A 19,551-nucleotide genomic window follows, 5' to 3' on the forward strand; every position below is an offset into this window, starting at 1 on the left:
CCCCATCGAGACTGAACAAGAAAAGACCAATCGATGCTCAGCTTCCTTCCCGCGCCGCTGCGCGGCCTGCTTGCCGGCCTGATGCTGGCGCTCAACACGCTGTTCTGGTGCTGGCCCCTGTTTGCCCTGGCGCTGCTGAAACTGCTCATGCCGGTGCCACCGGTGCAGCGGGCCCTGCGCTATGGCATGCACTGGATCGCCGAATCCTGGATGGCGGTCAACAGCTTCTGGATGAACCTGGTACGGCGGATCGAGTGGGACGTGCAAGGCCTCGAACGGGTCGACATGGATCACTCCTATCTGGTCACCAGCAACCATCAGAGCTGGGCCGACATCCTGGTGCTGCAATACCAGCTCAGCCGGCGCATGCCGATCCTCAAGTTCTTCCTGAAACAGGAGCTGATCTGGGTACCGGTGATCGGGCTCTGCTGGTGGGCGCTGGAATTTCCGTTCATGAAGCGCTTCAGCAAGGAATACCTCGCCAGGCATCCCGAAAAGCGTGGGCAGGACCTGGCGACCACCCGCAAGGCGTGCCAGCGCTACAAGACCAATCCGGTGTCGGTGTTCAATTTCCTTGAGGGGACGCGCTTCACCCCGGCCAAGCATCAGGAGCAGCAGTCGCCCTACCGCTACCTGCTCAAGCCGCGCGCTGGCGGCGTGGCCTTTGTACTCGACGCGATGGGCGAGCAACTCAGCGCGCTGATCAACATCACCATCCATTACCCGGACGGGCGTCCGGACTTCTGGGACCTGCTGGCGGGCAACATCCGCCAGGTCGTGGTGCGTCTGGAGAGCCTGCCGATCCCGAGCGAATTCATCGGCCGGGAATATGACCAGGACGCGGCGTATCGCCTGCAATTCCAGCAATGGATCAATGGGCTCTGGGCCGACAAGGACGCCCTGCTCGCCCAGCTGCACGAGCGATTCCCCGCGCGTGGCCAGGTGGGTCCCTAGCTAGCGACCCTCCAGCCGTCGCCAGTCGACATGGCTCGGCAAGTCAACCACCTCGTCGGGCCGCAGACCCGGCGCAACGAGAAACCCCTGCATCACATCGCAGCCGTGCTCGATCAGCCAGTCGCGCTGGGCATGGGTTTCGACGCCTTCGGCGATCACCTCCAGCCCGAGGTTGCGCCCCAGGTCGATGATGGTGCTCACCACCGCCGCATCGCGCGGCGAGTCCAGCATGTTGGCGATGAACAGCCGGTCGATCTTCAGCGTATCCAGCTCGAAATGCCGCAGGTAGGCGAGTGACGAGTAACCGGTACCGAAGTCGTCGATCGCCACACGCACGCCCAGCTCGCGCAGCCGCCTGAGCTTCTCGCAGCTCTGGTCGAGGTCCTGCATCAGCGTGCCCTCGGTCACTTCGAGTTCGAGCTGCGCGGGCGCCAGGCCGTACTCCTCCAGCAGCCGACCGAGCACGTCGACCAGGCCCGGCCGCGCGAACTGGATGGGGCTGACGTTCAGGCTCAGGATCAGGCCCTCGCCGAAACGCTCGGGCCATTCGCGATGCTGGGCGATGCCCTCACGTAGCACCCATTCGCCGACCCGGTCGATCAGCCGCGTTTCCTCCAGCAGCGGAATGAACACGCCCGGCTGCACGTCGCCGGTACCGCTGTGGTCCCAGCGCAGCAACGCCTCGAACCCGCGCAGTCGGCCGCTCGCCAGCTCGATCTGCGGCTGGTAGACGAGGTCGAAGCCGTTGCGTTCGATGGTGCTGCGCAGGTTTTCTTCCATCACCAGCCGGGCGTGCGCGCGACCGTTCATTTCCTTCGAGAAGAACCGGAACTGCTGGCGGCCGGCACGCTTGGCCTCGTACATCGCCATGTCGGCGGCCCGCAGCAACTCCTCGACGCTGTGCCCGCAATCGGGAAAGCTCGCGATGCCGATGCTCGCGCCCAGCGTCACTTCGGTGTCGTCGATACGGTGGCGGACCGAGATCAGCTCGATGAGCTTCTCGGCCACCTTGGCGGCATCTTCGATATGGTCGAGCGAATCGAGCAAGGCGGTGAATTCGTCGCCGCCCATCCGGCCGAGGATGTCGTACGGCCGCATGCAGGTCTCCAGCAGGCGCGCCACCTTACAGAGGATTTCATCGCCCGCCTCGTGCCCGAGCGAGTCATTGATGCGCTTGAAGCCGTCGAGGTCGATGTACAGCACCGCCATGCACTTGCCGTTGCGGTCGACCCGCGCCAGCGCCGAATCCAGCGCCTGGTTGAAGCCGCGGCGATTGAGCAGGCCGGTCAGCGAATCGGTCACCGCCTGGGTTTCGAGTTGGGCATGCAGGTTGCGCACGACCGACATGTCGAGCGCGATCACCACCATCGAGCGTTGCTGGCGCGGCAGCGGCGAGCACGAGATGGCGACCGGCAGCGTGCCGCCATCGGCGGTGCGCAACTGCGCCTCGTGCAGGCGATAGGTCGCGCCGCTGCGCCAATGCAGGTAGAAGTCGCTTTCGCGCCAGGGCTGGGTCATTTCCGGGGACGCCAGGTGCGACAGCAGCGGCGTGCCCTTGAGCCCGTCCACCGAGCCGCGCAGCATGTGCGCGATGGCCGGGTTGGCGAAGCTGATGTAGCCGTCCTCGCCCACCACCAGGATGCCCTCGGCGGCGTTGTTCAGCACCGAGGCGTTGAACGCGCGCGCGCTGTCGAGCTGCTGGGTGAGCAGTTGCAGGTCGCGGCGATTGTGCTCGTGCGCCAGCAGGGTGTTGATCTTGTGCTTGAGCACCTGCGGATCGAACGGCTTGAGGATGAAATCGACCGCGCCGGTGGCATAGCCCTTGAGCACCGAATCGCGGTTATGGGCAATGGCCGACACGAAGATGATCGGCGTATAGCGGGTGTGCGGGTTGCCGCGCATCAGCCGGGCGACTTCGAAGCCATCCATGCCGGGCATCTGCACGTCGAGCAGAACCAGCTCGACATCCAGTTCCAGCAGCGCCTGCAAGGCCGCCTCGCCGGAATTGACGGTATGGACCTGCCAGTCGCCATCGCCGAGCAGGGCCTCCATCGCCACCAGGTTGGCTTCGCGGTCGTCGACCACCAGCAGGGTTCGAGTGCGCGGTTGTGCCTGAAGCTGAGGGCGGCTCATGCGCGATGCCTCCCGCGGCCAGTCGATCCGCATGCGCGTCGCTCGTGACGTCGCGACCGGGTCGAAACGACCGTGTGCCTGGGTAGTGGGTACAACACCGCCAATACTCCTTTTCTCATGTGCCTGCATGCGTCTCCGACGCACGTCCCAACCATTGTCTGATTCGCGTACCCAGCGAGGTGCGATCGGCCGGAAGCGGCAGTACATCGCTCGCACCGGCTTCACGCATACGCTCGGTCGCCTGCGGCGACACCGTTACGGCGATGATCGGTACCTGACAACCGTGACCTTCGCGGAGTTCCCTCACGACGCCCGGACCGTCCAGCCGTGCCGAACCGGTACCGACCATCACCAGGTCGAACGCCCCTTCATCGAACCGCGCCAGCGCCTCGGCGCTGTCCATTGCCGGCGTCACCTGCAACCCCAGCTCATCGAGCAACGCGGTCAGCGCATACAGGCTGCGCACGTCCTCTTCGGCCAGCAGGACCTGCTGCCCCAGCAACGGCGCATCGAAGCCACCTTCGCCGATCACCGCACTCTGGGAGCCGGGACGCAGCGCCTGGGCCACGCGCTCCAGGCTGTCGTCCTTGGACAACGCCACGGCCGAATAGCGCCGTACCCGTTGCAGATCGTGCTCGTCCAGCGGCTGAGCGCTGTAGACGATCACCGCCATGTCGCTGACCGGCCGCAGGCGGTTGAGGGCATCGAGCAGATCGAGCCCGCTTTCCTGCGGCAGGTCCTGATCGATCGCCACCGCGCTGAACAGTTGCTCGGCGAATGCCAGCCGGGCTTCGTCGCTGCTGCCGGCGATCGTCACGCTGTAGCCGAGCTGCTCCAGATAGTCGCGCAGCCGCTGGCGGCGCGCCTGGTCGCGCTCGACCAGCAGGAGCCGCAGGGGGTTGTCCTTGTAGCGGTTCAACTCGACGAACAACCGCTCGATATCGCCGCGCTGCACCGGTTTGACCAGATAGCGCGCACCCGCATCCTTCCAGTCATGCGGTTGCGGAACGGCGGAGATGATCGTCACCGGCACGCCGAAATGGCGCGGATCGGCCCGCAGCTCGCGGTAGACCTGCCAGCCACTCAGATCGGGGAGCAGCACGTCGAGCACCACCGCGGCGAAGCGCTCCTGGCGCAGGGCATCGAGCGCCTGCTGGCCCGTGCCGCACAGCAACGTCGCATAGCCGTGACTCTGCGCGGCCTCCGCGACGACCGAGGCGAAATCAGCATCGTCCTCCACCACCAGCAGCAGCGGGCCGCGGCCTTCGCGCACCGGACGCGCGGTGACCTCGAGGGCCGGCTTGGTCTCGACCTTGCGCACCGGCAACACCACCGTGAACACCGAGCCCTGGCCGGGCGTGCTGCGCAGCTCGATTCGCCCCTCGAGCACTTCGACCAGCTGACGCGTGATCGCCAGCCCAAGGCCCGTCCCGCCGTAGCGACGGCTGATGGACCCGTCGATCTGCTGGAACGCCTGGAAAACGCGCTCGTGCTCTTCCTCGGGAATGCCGATACCCGTATCGCTGACATCGATCCGCAGCGACTCGCAATCCGAGCGGTCGCTGGTGCCGCAACTGAGCCGCACCTCGACCCGTCCCTGCTCGGTGAATTTAACGGCATTCGACATCAGGTTATGAAGCACCTGCTGCAGCCGCGCCCGGTCGCTGAGCACGGTGGTCGGTACACCGGGCGTGATCACATAGCCGAGCGCAAGGCCCTTTTCCTGCGCCATGGGTTGCAAGGTGTTCTCGACGTCCCGCAGCAGCTCGTCGATGGCCACCGGCTCGGTCTTGAGCTGCATGGAACCGGCCTCGATGCGCGCCAGGTCCAGCACGTCATTGATCAGCTGCAACAGATCGGTGCCGGCGCGGTGCATGATTTCGGCATGCCGGACCTGCTTCTCGGTGAGATTGCCGGCGCTGTTGTGCCGAAGCTGGTCGCTCAGGATCAGGATGCTGTTGAGCGGCGTGCGCAGCTCGTGCGACATGTTGGCGAGAAACTCGGACTTGTAGCGGTTGGCGACCGCCAGCTGATCGGCCTGGTCGCGCAGACGCAGCTCGGCGGCACGGCGGTGGCTGATGTCCATGATCACCGCCTGCACGAGCATTTCGTTGCCACTGCGCATAGGCGAGAGACCGATCTCCAGCGGCAGCAGGCTGCCGTCGCGATGCCGACCGAACAGCTCGCGATTGCTGCCCATTCGCCGCGGCTCGGGGTGTTTCCAGTACTCCTCGCGCAACCGCTTGTGCGTCTCGCGCAGGGCGTCCGGCAACAGGATTTCCACACGCTCGCCCAGCAGCTCGTGCCGCTCGTAGCCAAACATCACTTCGGTCTGCCGATTGACCATGACGATGGTGCCCTCGCGGGAAATCAGCACGAAGGCATTGGGCGAGGCCTCGACCACGTTGCGGAAGCGCTCCTCCGCGCGCTTGCGCGCCTGCATGTCGACCAGGTTCAGCAGGTGGTGCATGCCGTCTTCGCGACGGAAACTGGTCAGGCTCACCGCGACCGGTACCAGCTCGCCGTCTTCGCGCTGGGCCTGGAGTTCTTCCTGATCGGCCTTGCGCGGCCCTTCCAGCTCCGCCTCGGTGAGCACGCCCGGCAGGTAACGGCTGACCCGCTCGCCAAGCAACTGGTCGACACTGCAACCGAGCAAGGCACCGGCGCTCTGGTTGGCGAGCTCGATGCGCCCCTTCGAATTGCCGAGCAGCGTGGCGATCGGAAGTTGCTCGATGAGCTGGCGGAACAGCGCCTCGCGCTCCTGCAACTTCTGGCTCAGGGCTTCACTGCTGGCCAGCTGCCGTTCGCGCAGGAACAGATACCCGCCCACCAGCAGCGAGAACAGCACGACGGCGGTGAGCGCGGCGAACAGGCTGAAGGTCATGCGGTTGTCGCGCAGCAGGGCGACGTATTCGGGCGTACTGGCCACCACCAGCTGCCAGCTGCGTCCGTACATGTGGATGTTGCGCACGCGCTTGAACACCGCATTGTCCGAGACCGGACCGCGCCCGGCCAGCAGCGGCAGATCCGGCTCGGCCGAATCGTAGAGCTGGATCTCGAACATCTCGCTACGCGCGCCAAGCACCCCCTCCATCAGATCGGTCAGGCGGAAGGCGCCATGCAAGGTACCGATGAAGGCGCGTCGCCGCTCGGCCTCGGTGGTGATCGGCGCGTTGCTGGCATAGACCGGCAGGAACAGCAGGACACCGATCTGGACGTCCTGCTCGGTCTCCTGCTTGAGCCGCAACGGGCCTGTGAGAACCGGGTTGCCGGTGTTGCGCGCCTGCACGATCGCCGTGCGCCGAGTCGGCTCGCTGAACATGTCGAAGCCCAGTACGCGGCGATTCCGCCAATCGAGCGGATGGATGTAGTCGACCACCACGTACTCGTCGCGAGCGCCTTCGGGGTACATGCGAAATTGTGGCCTGCCCCGCTCGCGGATCATGTCCACGACGCCGCTCAGGGTGTCCTGCCGGGCGTAGCGCGCGAAGCTGACGGCCTGGATGCCGGGGTAGATGTCTTGCAGCTGGAGCTGATCGATGGCGCGCATCCAGTCGTCGACGTCGACGCGGTCGGTGCCGGCGACCAGTCCGGCCAGCCCGCGCAGCACCATTTCATAGGCGCGCATGCGCTCGCGCAGGGTGCGTTCGATATCGTTGACTACGTAGGTAAAACGTTGCTCGCGATCAATCAGGCTGCGCGTTTCCAGCGCCTGCCATTGCCAGCCAACCCAACCGCCCAGCCCTGCCATCAAGGCGAGTGTCACCAATAACGGCAACCAGGGCTTGCGGGAATGGAGAGCGGGACGACTTTCCATTCGACCTCCTGTGCCACTACCGGCGCGCCATCACGTGCTTCAGAGTCGCGCACGATCAAGAGGTTCCGGTATTAACCCGCGGGACGACGGTGGGAAGCGAATTTCTTGACGACGTTTTAATGCCGCGCGCGAAGCCATTGCAGCCTCGCGCGCGATCTGCTTAGAGCGGCTGCAGGTCGATTTCGACGCGACGGTTCTGCGCGCGGCCTGCGGCGGTGTCATTGCTGGCGATCGGCTGGCTCGCGGCGGCGCCATAAGCCGAGATCCGCGCTGACGGCACGCCATTGCTTGCCAGGTAATCGGCCACGCTCTGGGCGCGGCGGTTCGACAGGTCCTGGTTGAGCTGCTGCGAGCCGGTGCTGTCGGTATGGCCGGTGATGGCGATGCCGTTCTTGTCGAACTCCTTGAACACCTTCACCAGCGAATTGAGGGTCGGGTAGAAGGAGCTGGAGATGTCCGCCGAGTTGCTGGCGAAGGTGATGTTGCCGGGCATGATCAAGGTGAGCTGGTCGCCAGTGCGCTGCACCTGGACGCCGGTGCCTTGCAGGGTCTGGCGCAACTTGGCCTCCTGGGTGTCGACGTAGTAGCCATAGCCACCGCCCGCCGCGCCGCCAACCGCCGCGCCAATCAGCGCGCCCTTGGTGCGGTCCTTCTTGCTGGACGTCGCCGCCCCGATGAGCGCCCCGCTGACCGCGCCGATACCGCCGTAGACGCCGGCCTTGCCGGCCTCGCGTTCGCCGGTGTAGGGGTTGTTGGTGCAGCCGGCCAGCAGTGCGATGGCGGCGGCCGCAACGGTCAGATTGCCGAGTTTTTTCATGGGATTACCTGCTCTCCTTGACGAAACGAGGGCGCCGCGGCGAACCGCGGCCCCGGGATGGGCGTTCAAGGGTAACAAGCACAGGGCCGATGACGCTGCGCCGGTGCGCAGATTTCGATCCGGGCGTTCAGAGCGACGAGATCGCCGGGTGGCCTTCGGCCTGCCACGTCGCGATCTGCTGGCGGATCACCTTCTTGTCCAGCTTGCCGACGCTGGTCTTCGGAATCTCCGTCACCGTGGCGATCTGGCTGGGGATGGCCCATTTGTTGATGCTGCCATCGGCCACGTAGGGTTCGAGATGCCGTTGCAGCGCCTGCGCATCGAGCTGCTGGCCGTCTCGCGGGACGATCAGCGCGAAGGGCCGCTCGCCCCAGCGCTCGTCGGGCACGCCGACCACTGCCACCTCGCGTACCGCCGCGTGTCGGCTGATGAGGTCTTCGAGCGCCAGCGACGACAGCCACTCCCCGCCCGTCTTGATGACATCCTTGATGCGGTCGCGAATCTCGATGTTGCCCATGGCATCGAGCGTGGCGACATCACCGGTATGCAGCCAGCCGCCGTGCCACAGCTCGTCGCCTTTCTCCGGCTCGCGGAAATAGCTCTGCGTGAGCCACGGCGCGCGCAAGACCAGTTCGCCCTGGCTGGCGCCGTCGGCCGGCAGGAATTGTCCATCGGCGCCCTGAATGGCCGCGTCCACGAGCACCACCGGCACGCCGGCTTTCAGTCGGAAGCGGTTGCGCGTGTCTTCATCGGCGTCGAGAAGCTCATCGTTAATGTGTGCCCCCGAAATCAGCGGGCAGGTTTCGGACATCCCATAGGCCGCCACCAGCTCCATGCCGGCGGCCTTGGCGGCTTCATACAACCCGTGGTTGAGCGCGCTACCGCCGATGGTGATCTTCCAGCCCTTGAAATGCGTGCCTTGCGCGGCCTTGGCGTTGAGCAGCATCTGCACGATGGTCGGCACGCAGTGGGAAAAGGTCACCTGTTCGCGACGCCACAACTCGATCAGGAACTCGGGATCGTAACGCCCCGGATAGACCTGCTTGAGCCCGAGCATGGTCGCTACGTACGGCAGCCCCCAGGCATGCACATGGAACATGGGCGTGATCGGCATGTAGACATCCTGGCTGCCCATCAGCCGCGGGTTGTCCAGGCTTCCCACCGTCACCGCAGCCGCCAGCGTATGCAGCACCAGTTGCCGGTGCGTGAAGTAGACACCCTTGGGATTGCCCGTCGTGCCGGTCGTGTAGAAGGTCGTGGCAACCGAGTTCTCATCGAAATCGGGAAAGTCGTAACTGGCCGACGCCGCCGCGAGCAGCTCTTCGTACTCGCCCGCACAGTCGGGGAGCGAGGTCGGCTGCTCGCCGCTGTCGCTCAGCAGGATGGTCTTGCGCACCGTGGTCAGCTGGCCGGCGATGGCCTGGTACAGCGGCACGAACTCGCTGTTGACCAGCACCAGGCGGTCTTCGGCGTGGTTCATGGTGTAGAGGATCTGCTCGGGCGACAGCCGCACGTTGATGGTGTGCGCCACGGCGCCGATCATCGGGATGGCGAACATGCATTCGAGGTAGCGATGGCTGTCCCAGTCCATCACCGCGACGGTATCGCCCGCCTGCACGCCGGCGGCCGTGAGGGCATTGGCCAGCCGTGCGACGCGCTCGCGCAGCGTCGCATAGTCGTAGCGCACCTGGTCGCGGTAGACGATTTCACGGGTCCGCTCGTAGCGCTGCCCCGACAGCAGCAGCCGCTTGATCAGCAGCGGATAGGCATAGGCATTGGCGGCGGGCGGAAGGATACGGGTCTGCAGCATCGCGGGGTCCTTTATTGGTGTTATTCCCGGCACTCTAGAGGCGGCGAGCCGCTGGCTTCATCAGCCCAAAGTGCGATTTTCCGGTATCACCGCGCTTGGACAGCGAAGCCAACAGGCCGTGCGCCGCGCACATGCCTTGTCACAGGTTCAGGCCAGCTCGCTCAGGGCGAGCCGCACGCCCAGCGCGACGAGCACGGCACCGGTCACGCGATCGAACCAATGGCCCATGCGGGCGAAGCCGGCGCGTACGCGGGCCCGGCTGAACAGCCAGGCCACCAGGCAGAACCACGCGGCGCTCGCCACGGCCAGATAAGCGCCATAGGCGGCCTGGACGAGCAGCGGCGTCTGCGGGTCGATGACGACCGTGAACAGCGACAGGAAGAACAGGGTCGCCTTGGGGTTGAGGCCATTGGTGACAAAGCCGACCGAAAACGACCGCCAGGCCGACTGGGCCGCCAGCCCGGACGGCGTACCGAGTTCGATCGGCGCCGGCCGCGCGCGCAAGGCACGCACGCCGAGATAGAGCAGGTAGCCGGCCGCCAGCCATTTGAAGAGGTTGAACAGCACCACCGACTGGGAGACCAGCAGCCCGATGCCCAACAGCGAGTAAGCGACGTGCAGCAGGATGCCGGCCCCCACGCCGAGCGCCGTCCAGCGCCCCGCATGACTGCCGCGGGCCACGCTTTCGCGCACCACCACGGCGAAATCCGGTCCGGGACTGGCGACCGCCAGCAGATGCACGAGCGCCACGGTGGCGAATTCCGTCCAGTACATGCCTTATCCTCACTCGCTGACTCAGGCCGCAAAGCGGGTAAGGTAACCCGGCTGCGGTGAAATGGCGCGACCGGCAGGCGATCCGCCACGCACTGCCCTGCACAAGGAATCCAAGCATGTCCCAGCGTAACGCCGTCTTCCTCGACCTTTCGCCGCTCGACCAGGGCGACCTCGATCTCGCCCCGCTCGAACGCGCCTTCGATCGCTTGACCCGACACGACACCAGCGCGCCCGGCCAACTGGCCGAGCGGCTGCAAGGCGCGCAGGTCGCGATCGTCAACAAGGTCGCGATCGATGCCGAAACCATGGCCGCCTGCCCGGAACTCAAGCTGATCCTGGTGTCGGCAACCGGCGTGAATAACATCGACCTGGCGGCCGCGCGCAGCCGCGGCATCGCCGTCAGCAATTGCCAGGGCTATGGCACGGCGACCGTCGCGCAGCACACGCTGATGCTGCTCCTGGCGCTCGCCACCCGCATGCCCGACTACCAGGCCGCCGTTCGCAGCGGCCGCTGGCAACAGGCCGGCGCCTTCTGCTTTCTCGACTTCCCCATCGTCGAACTCGAAGGCAAGACGCTCGGATTGCTCGGTCACGGCGAGTTGGGAAGCGCCGTGGCACGGCTGGCCGAAGCCTTCGGCATGCGCGTGGTGACCGGCAACCTGCCAGGCCGTCCGAAGCGCCCGGATCGCCTCGATCTGCATGAACTGCTCGCCGAAGCCGATGCGGTGACCTTGCACTGCCCCTTGACCGAGCAGACGCGCGGCCTGATCGGACGTGCCGAGCTGGACGCGATGAAACCCGGCGCCTTCCTGATCAATACCGCACGCGGGGGCCTGATCGACGAACAGGCGCTGGCCGACACCCTGCGCCGCGGCCATCTCGGTGGCGCCGCGACCGATGTGCTGACCCAGGAGCCCCCGGTCGATGGCAACCCCTTGCTCGCCCCCGACGTGCCACGCCTGATCGTCACGCCGCACAGCGCCTGGGGCAGCCGCGAAGCACGCCAGCGCATCGTTGGCCAGCTCGCCGAGAACGCCGAAGCCTTCTTCACCGGGCGCCCGCTGCGGCGCGTCGACTGAGGCGGCACCCAGATGCCTCCAGGCGCCGGCGCTGCTAAGCTGCGCGGCTTTTGCGGATGATCGACGTGGACCCTCGTAGCGAAGTGCTCCTGCGCCAGGCGGACCGATTCACCGGCCGCCTGCTTCTGGCCGGCCTGCCCGCCGACGACCTGCTCGGCCACTTGCCCGATGCGCAGGGCTGGAGCTGGCACGCGGGCGATCAGGCGGCGCTGACGGCACGCTTCGGTCCACGCGTCGAGTTCGGTACGGCGCCGCCGGCCGTGGACATCGAGTCCGCGGTGCTGTTCGTGCCCAAATCGCGCGAACTCACCGATTACCTGGTCGCTTCGCTGGCCTCCCGGCTGGCAGGCCGGTCGCTGTTCTTGGTCGGCGAAAAGCGCGGCGGCGTTGAGCGTGCGGCCAAGCAGGCCGGAGCCCTCGGCCCGCTTCGAAAGCTCGACAGCGCGCGGCATTGCCAGCTCTGGGAAATCGCCGTGACCGAAGCCCCGGCAACGCCCGATCTCGAGGCGCTGGCGCAGCGCCTGGATCTCGACACACCGGCCGGATCGCTGGAGATCGTCACCCTACCCGGCGTATTCAGCCACGGCCGGCTCGATCGCGGCACCGCGCTGTTGCTCGAACACCTCGACCGCCTGCCCACCGGCCGGATACTCGACTTCGGCTGTGGCGCGGGCGTCATCGGCGCCGTGCTGAAGCGGTTGTATCCCCACTGCGCGCTGTCGATGCTGGATGTAGACGCCTTTGCCTTGCACAGCACACGCCTGACGCTGCAAGCGAACGGGCTCGAGGCCGACCTGCTGGCCGCGGACGGCATCGAGCATGCGCACCGCGAGCTTGCGGCGATCGTCAGCAATCCGCCCTTCCACCAGGGCGTACACACCGACTACCGGCCCAGCGAGGCGCTTCTTCGTCAGGCGCCGCGGCACCTCGCGGCGTCCGGCGAGCTGCGCATCGTCGCCAACAGCTTCCTCAAATATCCGCCGCTGTTGCAGGACGCCTTCGGCCAGTGCCAGACGCTGGCCGAGCAGGATGGCTTTCGCATCTACCGCGCCTGGCGCGGATGACCGCGGGGTTGCGCTGCCGGACGGCGTTGGGCAAACTCGCGCCCGTCCTGGGGGAGTAGTCACCGGCGCGCCAAGCGCCGGGCATGCGTCAACACACTTGGTCGGCAGACCATGGCGCATGCGGTTCGCACGGTCGCAGAGCCGGCGTTCAGACAAGACCCATGACGCGCATACCGGACCCGGGGCGGGCTGGCTATGCCGTCATGGTGTCGTCGACCCGCCCCTCAAGGAAGTCACTTGGAATCGCTGCTGGTCCCCACCTTCATCGTCGCGCTCGCCGAAATCGGCGACAAGACACAACTCCTGGCCCTTTTGCTGGCCGCGCGTTATCGACGCCCGTGGCCGATCATCTGGGGCATCGTGGTCGCCACGCTCGCCAATCACTTTGCCGCCGCCGCCGTCGGCAGCTGGGTCGCCAGCGCTCTGTCGCAGGTCACGCTGAGCTGGTTGCTCGCCGCCGCCTTCCTCGCGGTCGCAGGCTGGACCCTCATTCCTGACAAGCTCGAGGAAGACGAGGCCGCGCGTGGCCGTCGCTTCGGCCCTTTCATCGCCACGCTGATCGCTTTTTTCCTCGCCGAGATGGGCGATAAGACGCAGGTCGCAACGGTGATGCTGGCCGCACAGTATCCTGACCTGGTGATGGTGATCCTGGGAACGACGCTGGGTATGCTGCTGGCCAATGTCCCGGTCGTGCTCGCCGGCAACTTTGCCGCCGATCGCCTGCCGCTGACGCTGATTCGCCGCGTGGCAGCCGCCGGTTTCGTTGCCCTGTCGCTCTATGCGGCCTACCAGGCGTTGAAGCTGGGCGGTCTCGGCGCCTGACGACCAGGCATGCACCGTCACACATCGCCACGGAGAGAGCAGGTGCATGTCGCCAGACGAACGCAAGAGACGGGTCCGCAGCCATGTCGACCTGACCTGGAACAAGGGTCGGCTGGCCTTGGCCGAGCGTCTTCAGAGCCGGTATTTCATCTACAAGGGATCGTTCATCGGTCAGCCGCTGGACGGCGCCGGCTTCGCCCGGATCGTCCGGCAGGTGCGCGAGGCGATGCCTGGCCTGGAGGTGGTGATCGATGAGTGCCTGAGCGATGGCGACAAGGTCGTCACCTCGAGCACCCTGATCGGCACGCTGGAGAAACCGGCCTTCGGCTACGCACCGAGCGACCGGGTGCTGGCGATCGCCGCGATGTCCATCTGGACCCTCACGCCGACCGGCGACATCCTCGAGCTCAGCACCCTTCTCGATCTCGGCGGTGCCCATAAGCAGCTCGGGCTGGACCGCCGAGCCCCGCTCGACGGCTTCCCGCTCTGATCGGTCACTCGGCCTGGCGGTACAACGGCATGACCTTGGGAATCGTCGCCTGCAAGGCCTCGATGCGACTGCTGGATGAGGGGTGCGTGCTGAGGAATTCAGGCGGTGCCGAGCCGCCGGCGGCGCTCATCTTCTTCCACAGCGAAATGGCCGCGTTCGGGTCGTAGCCGGCGCGGGCGGCCAGTTCGAGCCCGATCAGATCGGCCTCGTTTTCATTGCCACGGCTGTTGGGCAGGGTCATGAGGTACTGCACGCCGAGATTGGCCAGTTGCAGGCTGCCGTTGCCCACACCAAGCGCCGATCCCACCTGCGTTGCGAGCTGAACCCCATACGCCTTGGACATCGCCTCGCGACCGTGCTCGCGCAGCGCATGGGCGATCTCATGGCCCATCACCGCGGCGATCTCGTCGTCGGTCAGGTTCAGTTTCTCGATCAGGCCGGTGTAGAAAATGATCTTGCCGCCGGGGCCCGCGTTGGCGTTCAGCTCCGGGCTGTCGATGACGTTCACTTCCCAATTCCACTGGGCCGCATCAGGCCGGAACGCACCGACCTCGGCGATCAGGTCGCGCGCAATGCGGTTGACTCGCTTGGCGATTGGCGTGCTGTTCTCCAGCACCCCTTGGCTCTTCGCCTCGCTGACCGTCTGCTGGTAGGACTGCGCATACATCTGGTTGACCTGCTCGGTGGACAGCATGCTGAACATGTACTGCTTGCGGTCCACGCCAACGGTCCCGCCGCTGGTCGTGTTGACCGCCTGGCAGCCGGCCAGCAGCAGTGCCGCGAGCAGTGTGGGTATCGGGTAAAGCTTCGACATCGTCATCTCCTGGAGCAGGGGCCTTCCTGGTTACCGCGCGAAACGGGCGGTCAACGGCGTCGGTAGTCTGGCAAACGACCCTTCAGATCGCCAGACAGCGGTCGACAACTAGGTAACGACAATGACACCTCGGAGCCGACGCCCATGTTCAGATCCATCCAGACCGCCTTCGCGGCCCTGGCCGGCGCCAGCATCCTCGCTGTCATCGGTGCCTTGCTCGTCTATGTCCTGGTCTCGGGCGCCCGCACCCAGGACATGGTCGCCAGCAACACGCGCACATTGATCGAGGACATGGTCGAGCAACGTGTCACCAACCTGGCCCGCTATCAGGCGAGCCAGATCAGGGCGCAGCTGCAAACCCCGCTGTTGGTGACCACCGAGCTGGCCCGGGTCCACCGACTCACCGGCATGGTCGATGCCGAAGGCATGCCGATGGCGAACCTGACCCGCGAGGAGCTGATCAACCTCGGCCGTGCCACGCTCATCGACAACCCCGTCCTGACCAGCATGTACTTCGCCTGGGAACCGAATGCCATCGATGCGAATGACATCATGTACAAAAGAGGGGTTCCCGGCATGCTCGACGGGCGCTTCGCGACCTGGCTCTACCGTGACGACAAGGGTGCGCTGGTCGCCGAGACGCTGACCGACATCGAGGACGCCTCGCTGCTGCCCAGCGGCGTGCGGGCCGGCGAGTACTATTTGTGCCCGAAGGAAACGCTCAAACCCTGCGTGGTAGACCCGGCGACCTATGACATGTCCGGCGTGCCGACGCTGCTCTCCTCCTTCAATGCGCCGATCATTCTCGACGGGAAATTCCAGGGCATCGTCGGTGCGGACCTGCGCGTCGATTTCATCCAGCAGCTGCTCGTCGAAGCCAACGACCAGCTCTACGACGGCGCCGGCGAGATTGCGCTGATCTCCACCAACGGCCGCCTCGCCGCCTACACCGGCAATGCCGCGATGCTCGGCAAGCCGGCCACCGAGGTACTCGACAGCGATGACCTGCAGCGGGTGCAGCAGGGCGCGCTGGGCCAGCTCAGCTATCAGGTCGACCACGACAAGCAGCGCATCGAGCTGCTCATGCCCTTCTCATTCCCTGGTACCGATGCCCGCTGGACGCTCTGGCTGGAGCTGCCCGAGGCGGTGGTCATGAAGGATCTCGAGACGCTGCTCGCCTCGCTTGAAGCCGAGAACGAACGGAGCCTGACCGCGATGCTGCTCATCGGGCTGCTGGTCGCCGCCATCGGCCTTGGCGTGATCTGGCTGATCAGCCGGCGCATCACCCGCCCCTTGCGGCAGATGGTCGTCATGCTCGATGACATCGCTCAAGGCGACGGCGACCTGACCCGTCGGCTCGATGTCGACAGCCGCAACGAGCTGGGCCAGATCGCCGCCGGCTTCAATGCGTTCCTCGCCCGATTGCAGGCCATGATTCGCGACGTCGTCGCCTCGGTACAGCAGGTCAGCGATGCCTCGGAAAACACCGCCGACATCGCCATCCGCACCGACAAGGGCGTTCAGAAGCAGCTCGCGGAAATCGAACTGGTCGCCACCGCCGTGCACGAAATGACAGCGACCGCCCAGGACGTCGCACGCAACGCCACCCAGGCCGCCAGCGCCGCGCACAATGCCGACGATGCCGCCAACCAGGGCAAGCGCATCGTCGAAGAAACGGCCACCGCCATCTCCGATCTGGCCACCGAGATCGGCCGCGCGGTGGGCGTGGTGCAGACCTTGGCGCGCAACAGCGAGAACATTGGCGCCATCCTCGTCACCATCCGCAGCATCGCCGAACAGACCAACCTGCTCGCCCTCAACGCCGCCATCGAGGCCGCGCGGGCTGGCGAGCAAGGCCGTGGATTCGCAGTGGTCGCCGACGAGGTTCGCAACCTGGCGCAAAAGACCCAACAGGCCACCGGCGAAATCCAGACGATGATCGAGCAGCTTCAGGGCGGCACGCAGGATGTCGTCCAGGTCATGGAGCTCAGCCAGTCGCGCACCAACGACAGTGTCACGCAGGCGACCGAGGCCGCGCGCGCGCTGGAGGCGATCACCCAGGCGGTATCGGTCATCAATGACATGAACACGCAGATCGCCAGCGCCGCCGAAGAACAAAGCGCCGTCGCCGATGACATCAACCGCAACGTGGTCAACATCGGCCAGGTGGCACACGAAGTCGCCGCCGGCGCCGATGAAGCCAGCCAGGCCAGCGCCGGCCTGACCCGCCTGGCCGAGCAGCAGCGTCGTTTGGTCAATCAGTTCCGGGTGTGAGCAGGCGCCTGCTCAGGCAGGGGTAAGGCATTCCGGCGCATCCAGCGCCGGATCGTTCACCAGCGTGGCCAAGGGGCGTTCGCGCAGGCCAACCACAGGCGCCCGCAGCAACGATTCCAGCCGCTCCGGCGTGCTTTGCGGGTCCAGCCAGACGGCCTGCGCCTGCTCATCCAGAATCAGCGGGCGCCGCTGCGAGGCCACCTGGGTCGTGACCACGGCGGTACTCAGGTAGACGCGATCCCCAGCCGGATAGGCCTCCCACAGCGCCGCGAAGTAGAGCACCGAGTCGACGCCGGTCATCCAGTAAGGACGCTTGCGCTGCTGCCCCCGCCATTCGTAAAAGCCGTTGGCCGGCAACAAGCCGCGACGAAGTCGGAAGGGCTCACGAAACATCGCCTGCTCGCTCAACGTCTCGGCGCGGGCCTGCGCCGGGGTTCGCGACAGATCGTTCAGCCAGGCCGGCGTCAGCCCCCAGCGAACGTCATCGACACGGCGAGCGCCCTCGGCCGATCGCACCAGCAGCACGCGCGCACCGGGCGCAAGACTCCAATGAGGCGCCTGTTCGGCAGGAAAGCCGGGAAGCGCGGCGAACGCCGAATCCCAGCGAAAGAAAGCAAAGCGACTGCACATCGTTAGAACGTCGGACTGGTGTGGAAATTCAGCAGATCAGCTCGCCTGGATAGCTATCGGGCTCGCTGCCGGCCATGGGCCGGGCGGCATTGTAATCGGCGATCAACGCCCTGGCCCGCTCCGCCTGCCGGTCCGCGACCATCAATCCAAGCAGGCCGCCCATCGGCAGCTCACCGATCGCGCCGATCAGGTGGCGCCCGGCCAGGTGAGCGTCGACGCCCTCGGCCGCGAGCATGCCGATCAGCATCTCGGCTTCCAGTAGATCGCCAGGCTCGTATACCCGTTGCATCGCCCACCTCCTGCCTGCGTCCCGGTCACAGCGCACGCGGTCGCGCGGATGACTTGCCGCTATAATCGCCGTCTCATTCGACCAACGCCGCGTGTCTCACGGCCCTTTCGAGAGTCTATGGATCAGTTCGACGCCATCCGGCCTTTTTCCGACGCCGAAGTACCCCACGTCATGGCGCGCTTGTTCGCCGACGAAACCTTCCTCGACATTCTGGCACGCTTCCGCTTCCCCAAGCTTGCCGGCTCGCTGGGTTGGCTGCTCAAGCCGCTGATCGCCCACCGCCTGCGTCGTGAATTCGCAGGCATCCGCTCGGTCGATGCGCTGCAGAACAAGATCGAGCCCTATGTCGACCGCACGATCGAGCGCGCCACCGATGGCATCACCTACTCAGGGCTGGATCAACTTCAGCGCGGCGAGGCCTATCTGTTCCTGGCCAATCACCGTGACATCGTGATGGACCCGGCGTTCGTCAATTACGCGGTGTATCAGGCCGGCATGCGCACGCCACGCATCGCCATCGGCGACAACCTGTTGCAGCGTCCCTTCGTCAGCGACCTGATGCGACTGAACAAGAGCTTCATCGTGCACCGCTCGTTGACCGCCCGCCGCGAAAAGCTGGCGGCCTATCAACTGCTGTCGGCCTACATCAATCACTCGATCCTCAACGACGGAGAGTCCGTCTGGATCGCGCAGGCCGAAGGACGCGCCAAGGATGGCGATGATCGAACCGACTCGGCGATCCTCAAGATGATCCACATGAGCCGCAAGGACGCCCCCTTTTCCGAAGCGGTGGCCTCGCTCAAGCCCACGCCGGTGTCGATCAGCTACGAATACGACCCCTGCGATCAGGCCAAGGCACGCGAGTTGTACATCCGCGCCACGACCGGCAACTACACCAAGGCGCCCGGCGAAGACGACGCCAGCATCGCGCTGGGCATCACCGGCTACAAGGGCCGGGTGCATCTGGGCTTCGGTGCGCCAATGCGCGAAGTACCGGATGATCCCAAGCTGCTGGCGGCCGAACTCGATCGTCAGATTCTGGGCAACTATCGTCTGTTCCCGGTTCATTACCTGGCCTACGCCCTGTGGGAGGAGCGAGACGCGACGCTTCCGGTGCCGAATGTGGATTCACTGTTCGGTCGGGAAGAAATCCAGAAGGCGCAGGCCGAGTGGGAACGTCGGCTGGCGGCCTGTCCGGGAGTCCAGCGGCCTTATCTCGTCCTGCAATACGCGATGCCGGTACGCAATCACTACCGCGTCAAGGCCGGGCTGGACCTCTGAGTCAAGGCAGGCTAGAGCCCGCGACTGCCCCAGGAAAGCAGCAGCGCCAACCCCAGGCCGGCGAAGCCCACCCGGTAGAAAAGCTGATTCAGCCGGGCCATTGCCTCGACCTGGAAATTGCGCCCCGGCGCAGGCTCCAGCGGAGCGCGGATCGATGCCAGCCATTCACGCCAGCGCGTGGCCAGCAGCAACCATCCCGCTGCAACCGCAACGAGCATGGCGAGGGTATTGAGGAGTTGGGCCGGGTCCATCAACCCGATCGGCGCCTGCAGCGACATCTTCACCTCCGCTTGGGCCATTCGCGCGCGGGTTTGCGCGGTCGTCGCGCAGTCTAAAGGAGCGCGGACACGGCCCCGCCGGCACCCGACGAAAGGGCGCTCCATCCGTCCCGGTGAACGGGCGAATTAATTCTGCTGATGGTTGTTCCCCACCGCCCCGAGGCTGGCCTATATTGCCGGCGAGCCATCTGCACCGCGCTGTAAGTTCCTTGCTAGAGCGGTCGC

16 protein-coding genes and 1 riboswitch are annotated in these 19,551 nt (G+C 65.8%); of the genes, 7 read left to right on the top strand and 9 right to left on the bottom strand.

Annotated elements, in window-relative coordinates; genetic code table 11:
• The first annotated feature begins 33 nt into the window (after positions 1–33).
• Positions 34–954 (top strand): acyltransferase, encoded by a 921-nt coding sequence (locus D7325_RS11600; protein WP_120995850.1) that lies wholly within the window; start codon positions 34–36, stop codon positions 952–954.
• Here D7325_RS11600 and D7325_RS11605 read toward each other — a convergent pair whose 3' ends face one another.
• The 5 genes from D7325_RS11605 to D7325_RS11625 all read right to left on the bottom strand — a co-directional run bounded on the left by D7325_RS11605 (position 955) and on the right by D7325_RS11625 (position 10,305).
• On the bottom strand, positions 955–3,087 hold the full coding sequence (locus D7325_RS11605; RefSeq protein WP_120996132.1) for a two-component system response regulator: 2,133 nt from the start codon (positions 3,085–3,087) through the stop codon (positions 955–957).
• Between the two features lie 115 nt (positions 3,088–3,202).
• Entirely contained in the window at positions 3,203–6,904 is a 3,702-nt protein-coding gene (locus tag D7325_RS11610; protein ID WP_120995852.1) for a CHASE domain-containing protein, read from the bottom strand.
• 160 nt (positions 6,905–7,064) lie between these two features.
• On the bottom strand, positions 7,065–7,721 hold the full coding sequence (locus D7325_RS11615; protein WP_120995854.1) for a YiaD family glycine zipper/OmpA-like lipoprotein: 657 nt from the start codon (positions 7,719–7,721) through the stop codon (positions 7,065–7,067).
• A gap of 127 nt (positions 7,722–7,848) precedes the next feature.
• The gene (locus D7325_RS11620; RefSeq protein ID WP_120995856.1) at positions 7,849–9,531 is read right to left on the bottom strand and encodes a fatty acid--CoA ligase; all 1,683 of its coding nucleotides are present in this window, start codon (positions 9,529–9,531) and stop codon (positions 7,849–7,851) included.
• Between the two features lie 147 nt (positions 9,532–9,678).
• Positions 9,679–10,305 carry a LysE family transporter gene (locus D7325_RS11625; RefSeq protein WP_120995858.1) on the bottom strand — a complete coding sequence of 209 codons (627 nt, stop codon included), beginning with the start codon at positions 10,303–10,305 and terminating at the stop codon, positions 9,679–9,681.
• 116 nt (positions 10,306–10,421) lie between these two features.
• Between D7325_RS11625 and D7325_RS11630 the strand changes: the two genes are divergently transcribed.
• The 4 genes from D7325_RS11630 to D7325_RS11645 all read left to right on the top strand — a co-directional run bounded on the left by D7325_RS11630 (position 10,422) and on the right by D7325_RS11645 (position 13,760).
• A complete protein-coding gene (locus D7325_RS11630) occupies positions 10,422–11,384 on the top strand; it encodes a 2-hydroxyacid dehydrogenase (RefSeq protein WP_120995860.1) in 963 nt (320 codons plus the stop codon).
• Positions 11,385–11,449: 65 nt separating this feature from the next.
• Positions 11,450–12,448 carry a methyltransferase gene (locus D7325_RS11635; protein WP_120996134.1) on the top strand — a complete coding sequence of 333 codons (999 nt, stop codon included), beginning with the start codon at positions 11,450–11,452 and terminating at the stop codon, positions 12,446–12,448.
• A gap of 31 nt (positions 12,449–12,479) precedes the next feature.
• Positions 12,480–12,639, top strand: a riboswitch (yybP-ykoY riboswitch).
• A gap of 46 nt (positions 12,640–12,685) precedes the next feature.
• Complete coding sequence (locus tag D7325_RS11640; protein WP_120995862.1) at positions 12,686–13,270, top strand: TMEM165/GDT1 family protein; 585 nt, start codon at positions 12,686–12,688, stop codon at positions 13,268–13,270.
• Positions 13,271–13,316: 46 nt separating this feature from the next.
• Positions 13,317–13,760 (top strand): ester cyclase, encoded by a 444-nt coding sequence (locus D7325_RS11645; RefSeq protein WP_120995863.1) that lies wholly within the window; start codon positions 13,317–13,319, stop codon positions 13,758–13,760.
• Positions 13,761–13,764: 4 nt separating this feature from the next.
• On the opposite strand, the gene D7325_RS11650 is transcribed toward D7325_RS11645, so the two are convergent.
• On the bottom strand, positions 13,765–14,574 hold the full coding sequence (locus tag D7325_RS11650; protein ID WP_120995865.1) for a M48 family metallopeptidase: 810 nt from the start codon (positions 14,572–14,574) through the stop codon (positions 13,765–13,767).
• A gap of 144 nt (positions 14,575–14,718) precedes the next feature.
• On the opposite strand from D7325_RS11650, the gene D7325_RS11655 reads away from it, so the two are divergent.
• The gene (locus tag D7325_RS11655; protein ID WP_120995867.1) at positions 14,719–16,848 is read left to right on the top strand and encodes a methyl-accepting chemotaxis protein; all 2,130 of its coding nucleotides are present in this window, start codon (positions 14,719–14,721) and stop codon (positions 16,846–16,848) included.
• Positions 16,849–16,860: 12 nt separating this feature from the next.
• Here the strand turns inward: D7325_RS11655 and D7325_RS11660 are convergent, their stop codons facing one another.
• Complete coding sequence (locus D7325_RS11660; RefSeq protein WP_120995869.1) at positions 16,861–17,478, bottom strand: SOS response-associated peptidase; 618 nt, start codon at positions 17,476–17,478, stop codon at positions 16,861–16,863.
• 28 nt (positions 17,479–17,506) lie between these two features.
• Positions 17,507–17,767, bottom strand: a complete 261-nt coding sequence (locus D7325_RS11665) for a putative signal transducing protein (RefSeq protein ID WP_120995871.1) — start codon at positions 17,765–17,767, stop codon at positions 17,507–17,509.
• A 117-nt stretch (positions 17,768–17,884) separates the two neighbouring features.
• Between D7325_RS11665 and D7325_RS11670 the strand changes: the two genes are divergently transcribed.
• Positions 17,885–19,048: a 1-acyl-sn-glycerol-3-phosphate acyltransferase gene (locus tag D7325_RS11670; protein WP_120995873.1), complete on the top strand. Its 1,164-nt coding sequence runs from the start codon at positions 17,885–17,887 to the stop codon at positions 19,046–19,048.
• Between the two features lie 11 nt (positions 19,049–19,059).
• Here the strand turns inward: D7325_RS11670 and D7325_RS11675 are convergent, their stop codons facing one another.
• Positions 19,060–19,326: a hypothetical protein gene (locus D7325_RS11675; protein WP_120995875.1), complete on the bottom strand. Its 267-nt coding sequence runs from the start codon at positions 19,324–19,326 to the stop codon at positions 19,060–19,062.
• Between the last annotated feature and the right edge of the window lie 225 nt (positions 19,327–19,551).

Source organism: Stutzerimonas urumqiensis, assembly GCF_003640395.1.
In the GTDB taxonomy this organism is placed as follows: domain Bacteria; phylum Pseudomonadota; class Gammaproteobacteria; order Pseudomonadales; family Pseudomonadaceae; genus Stutzerimonas; species Stutzerimonas urumqiensis.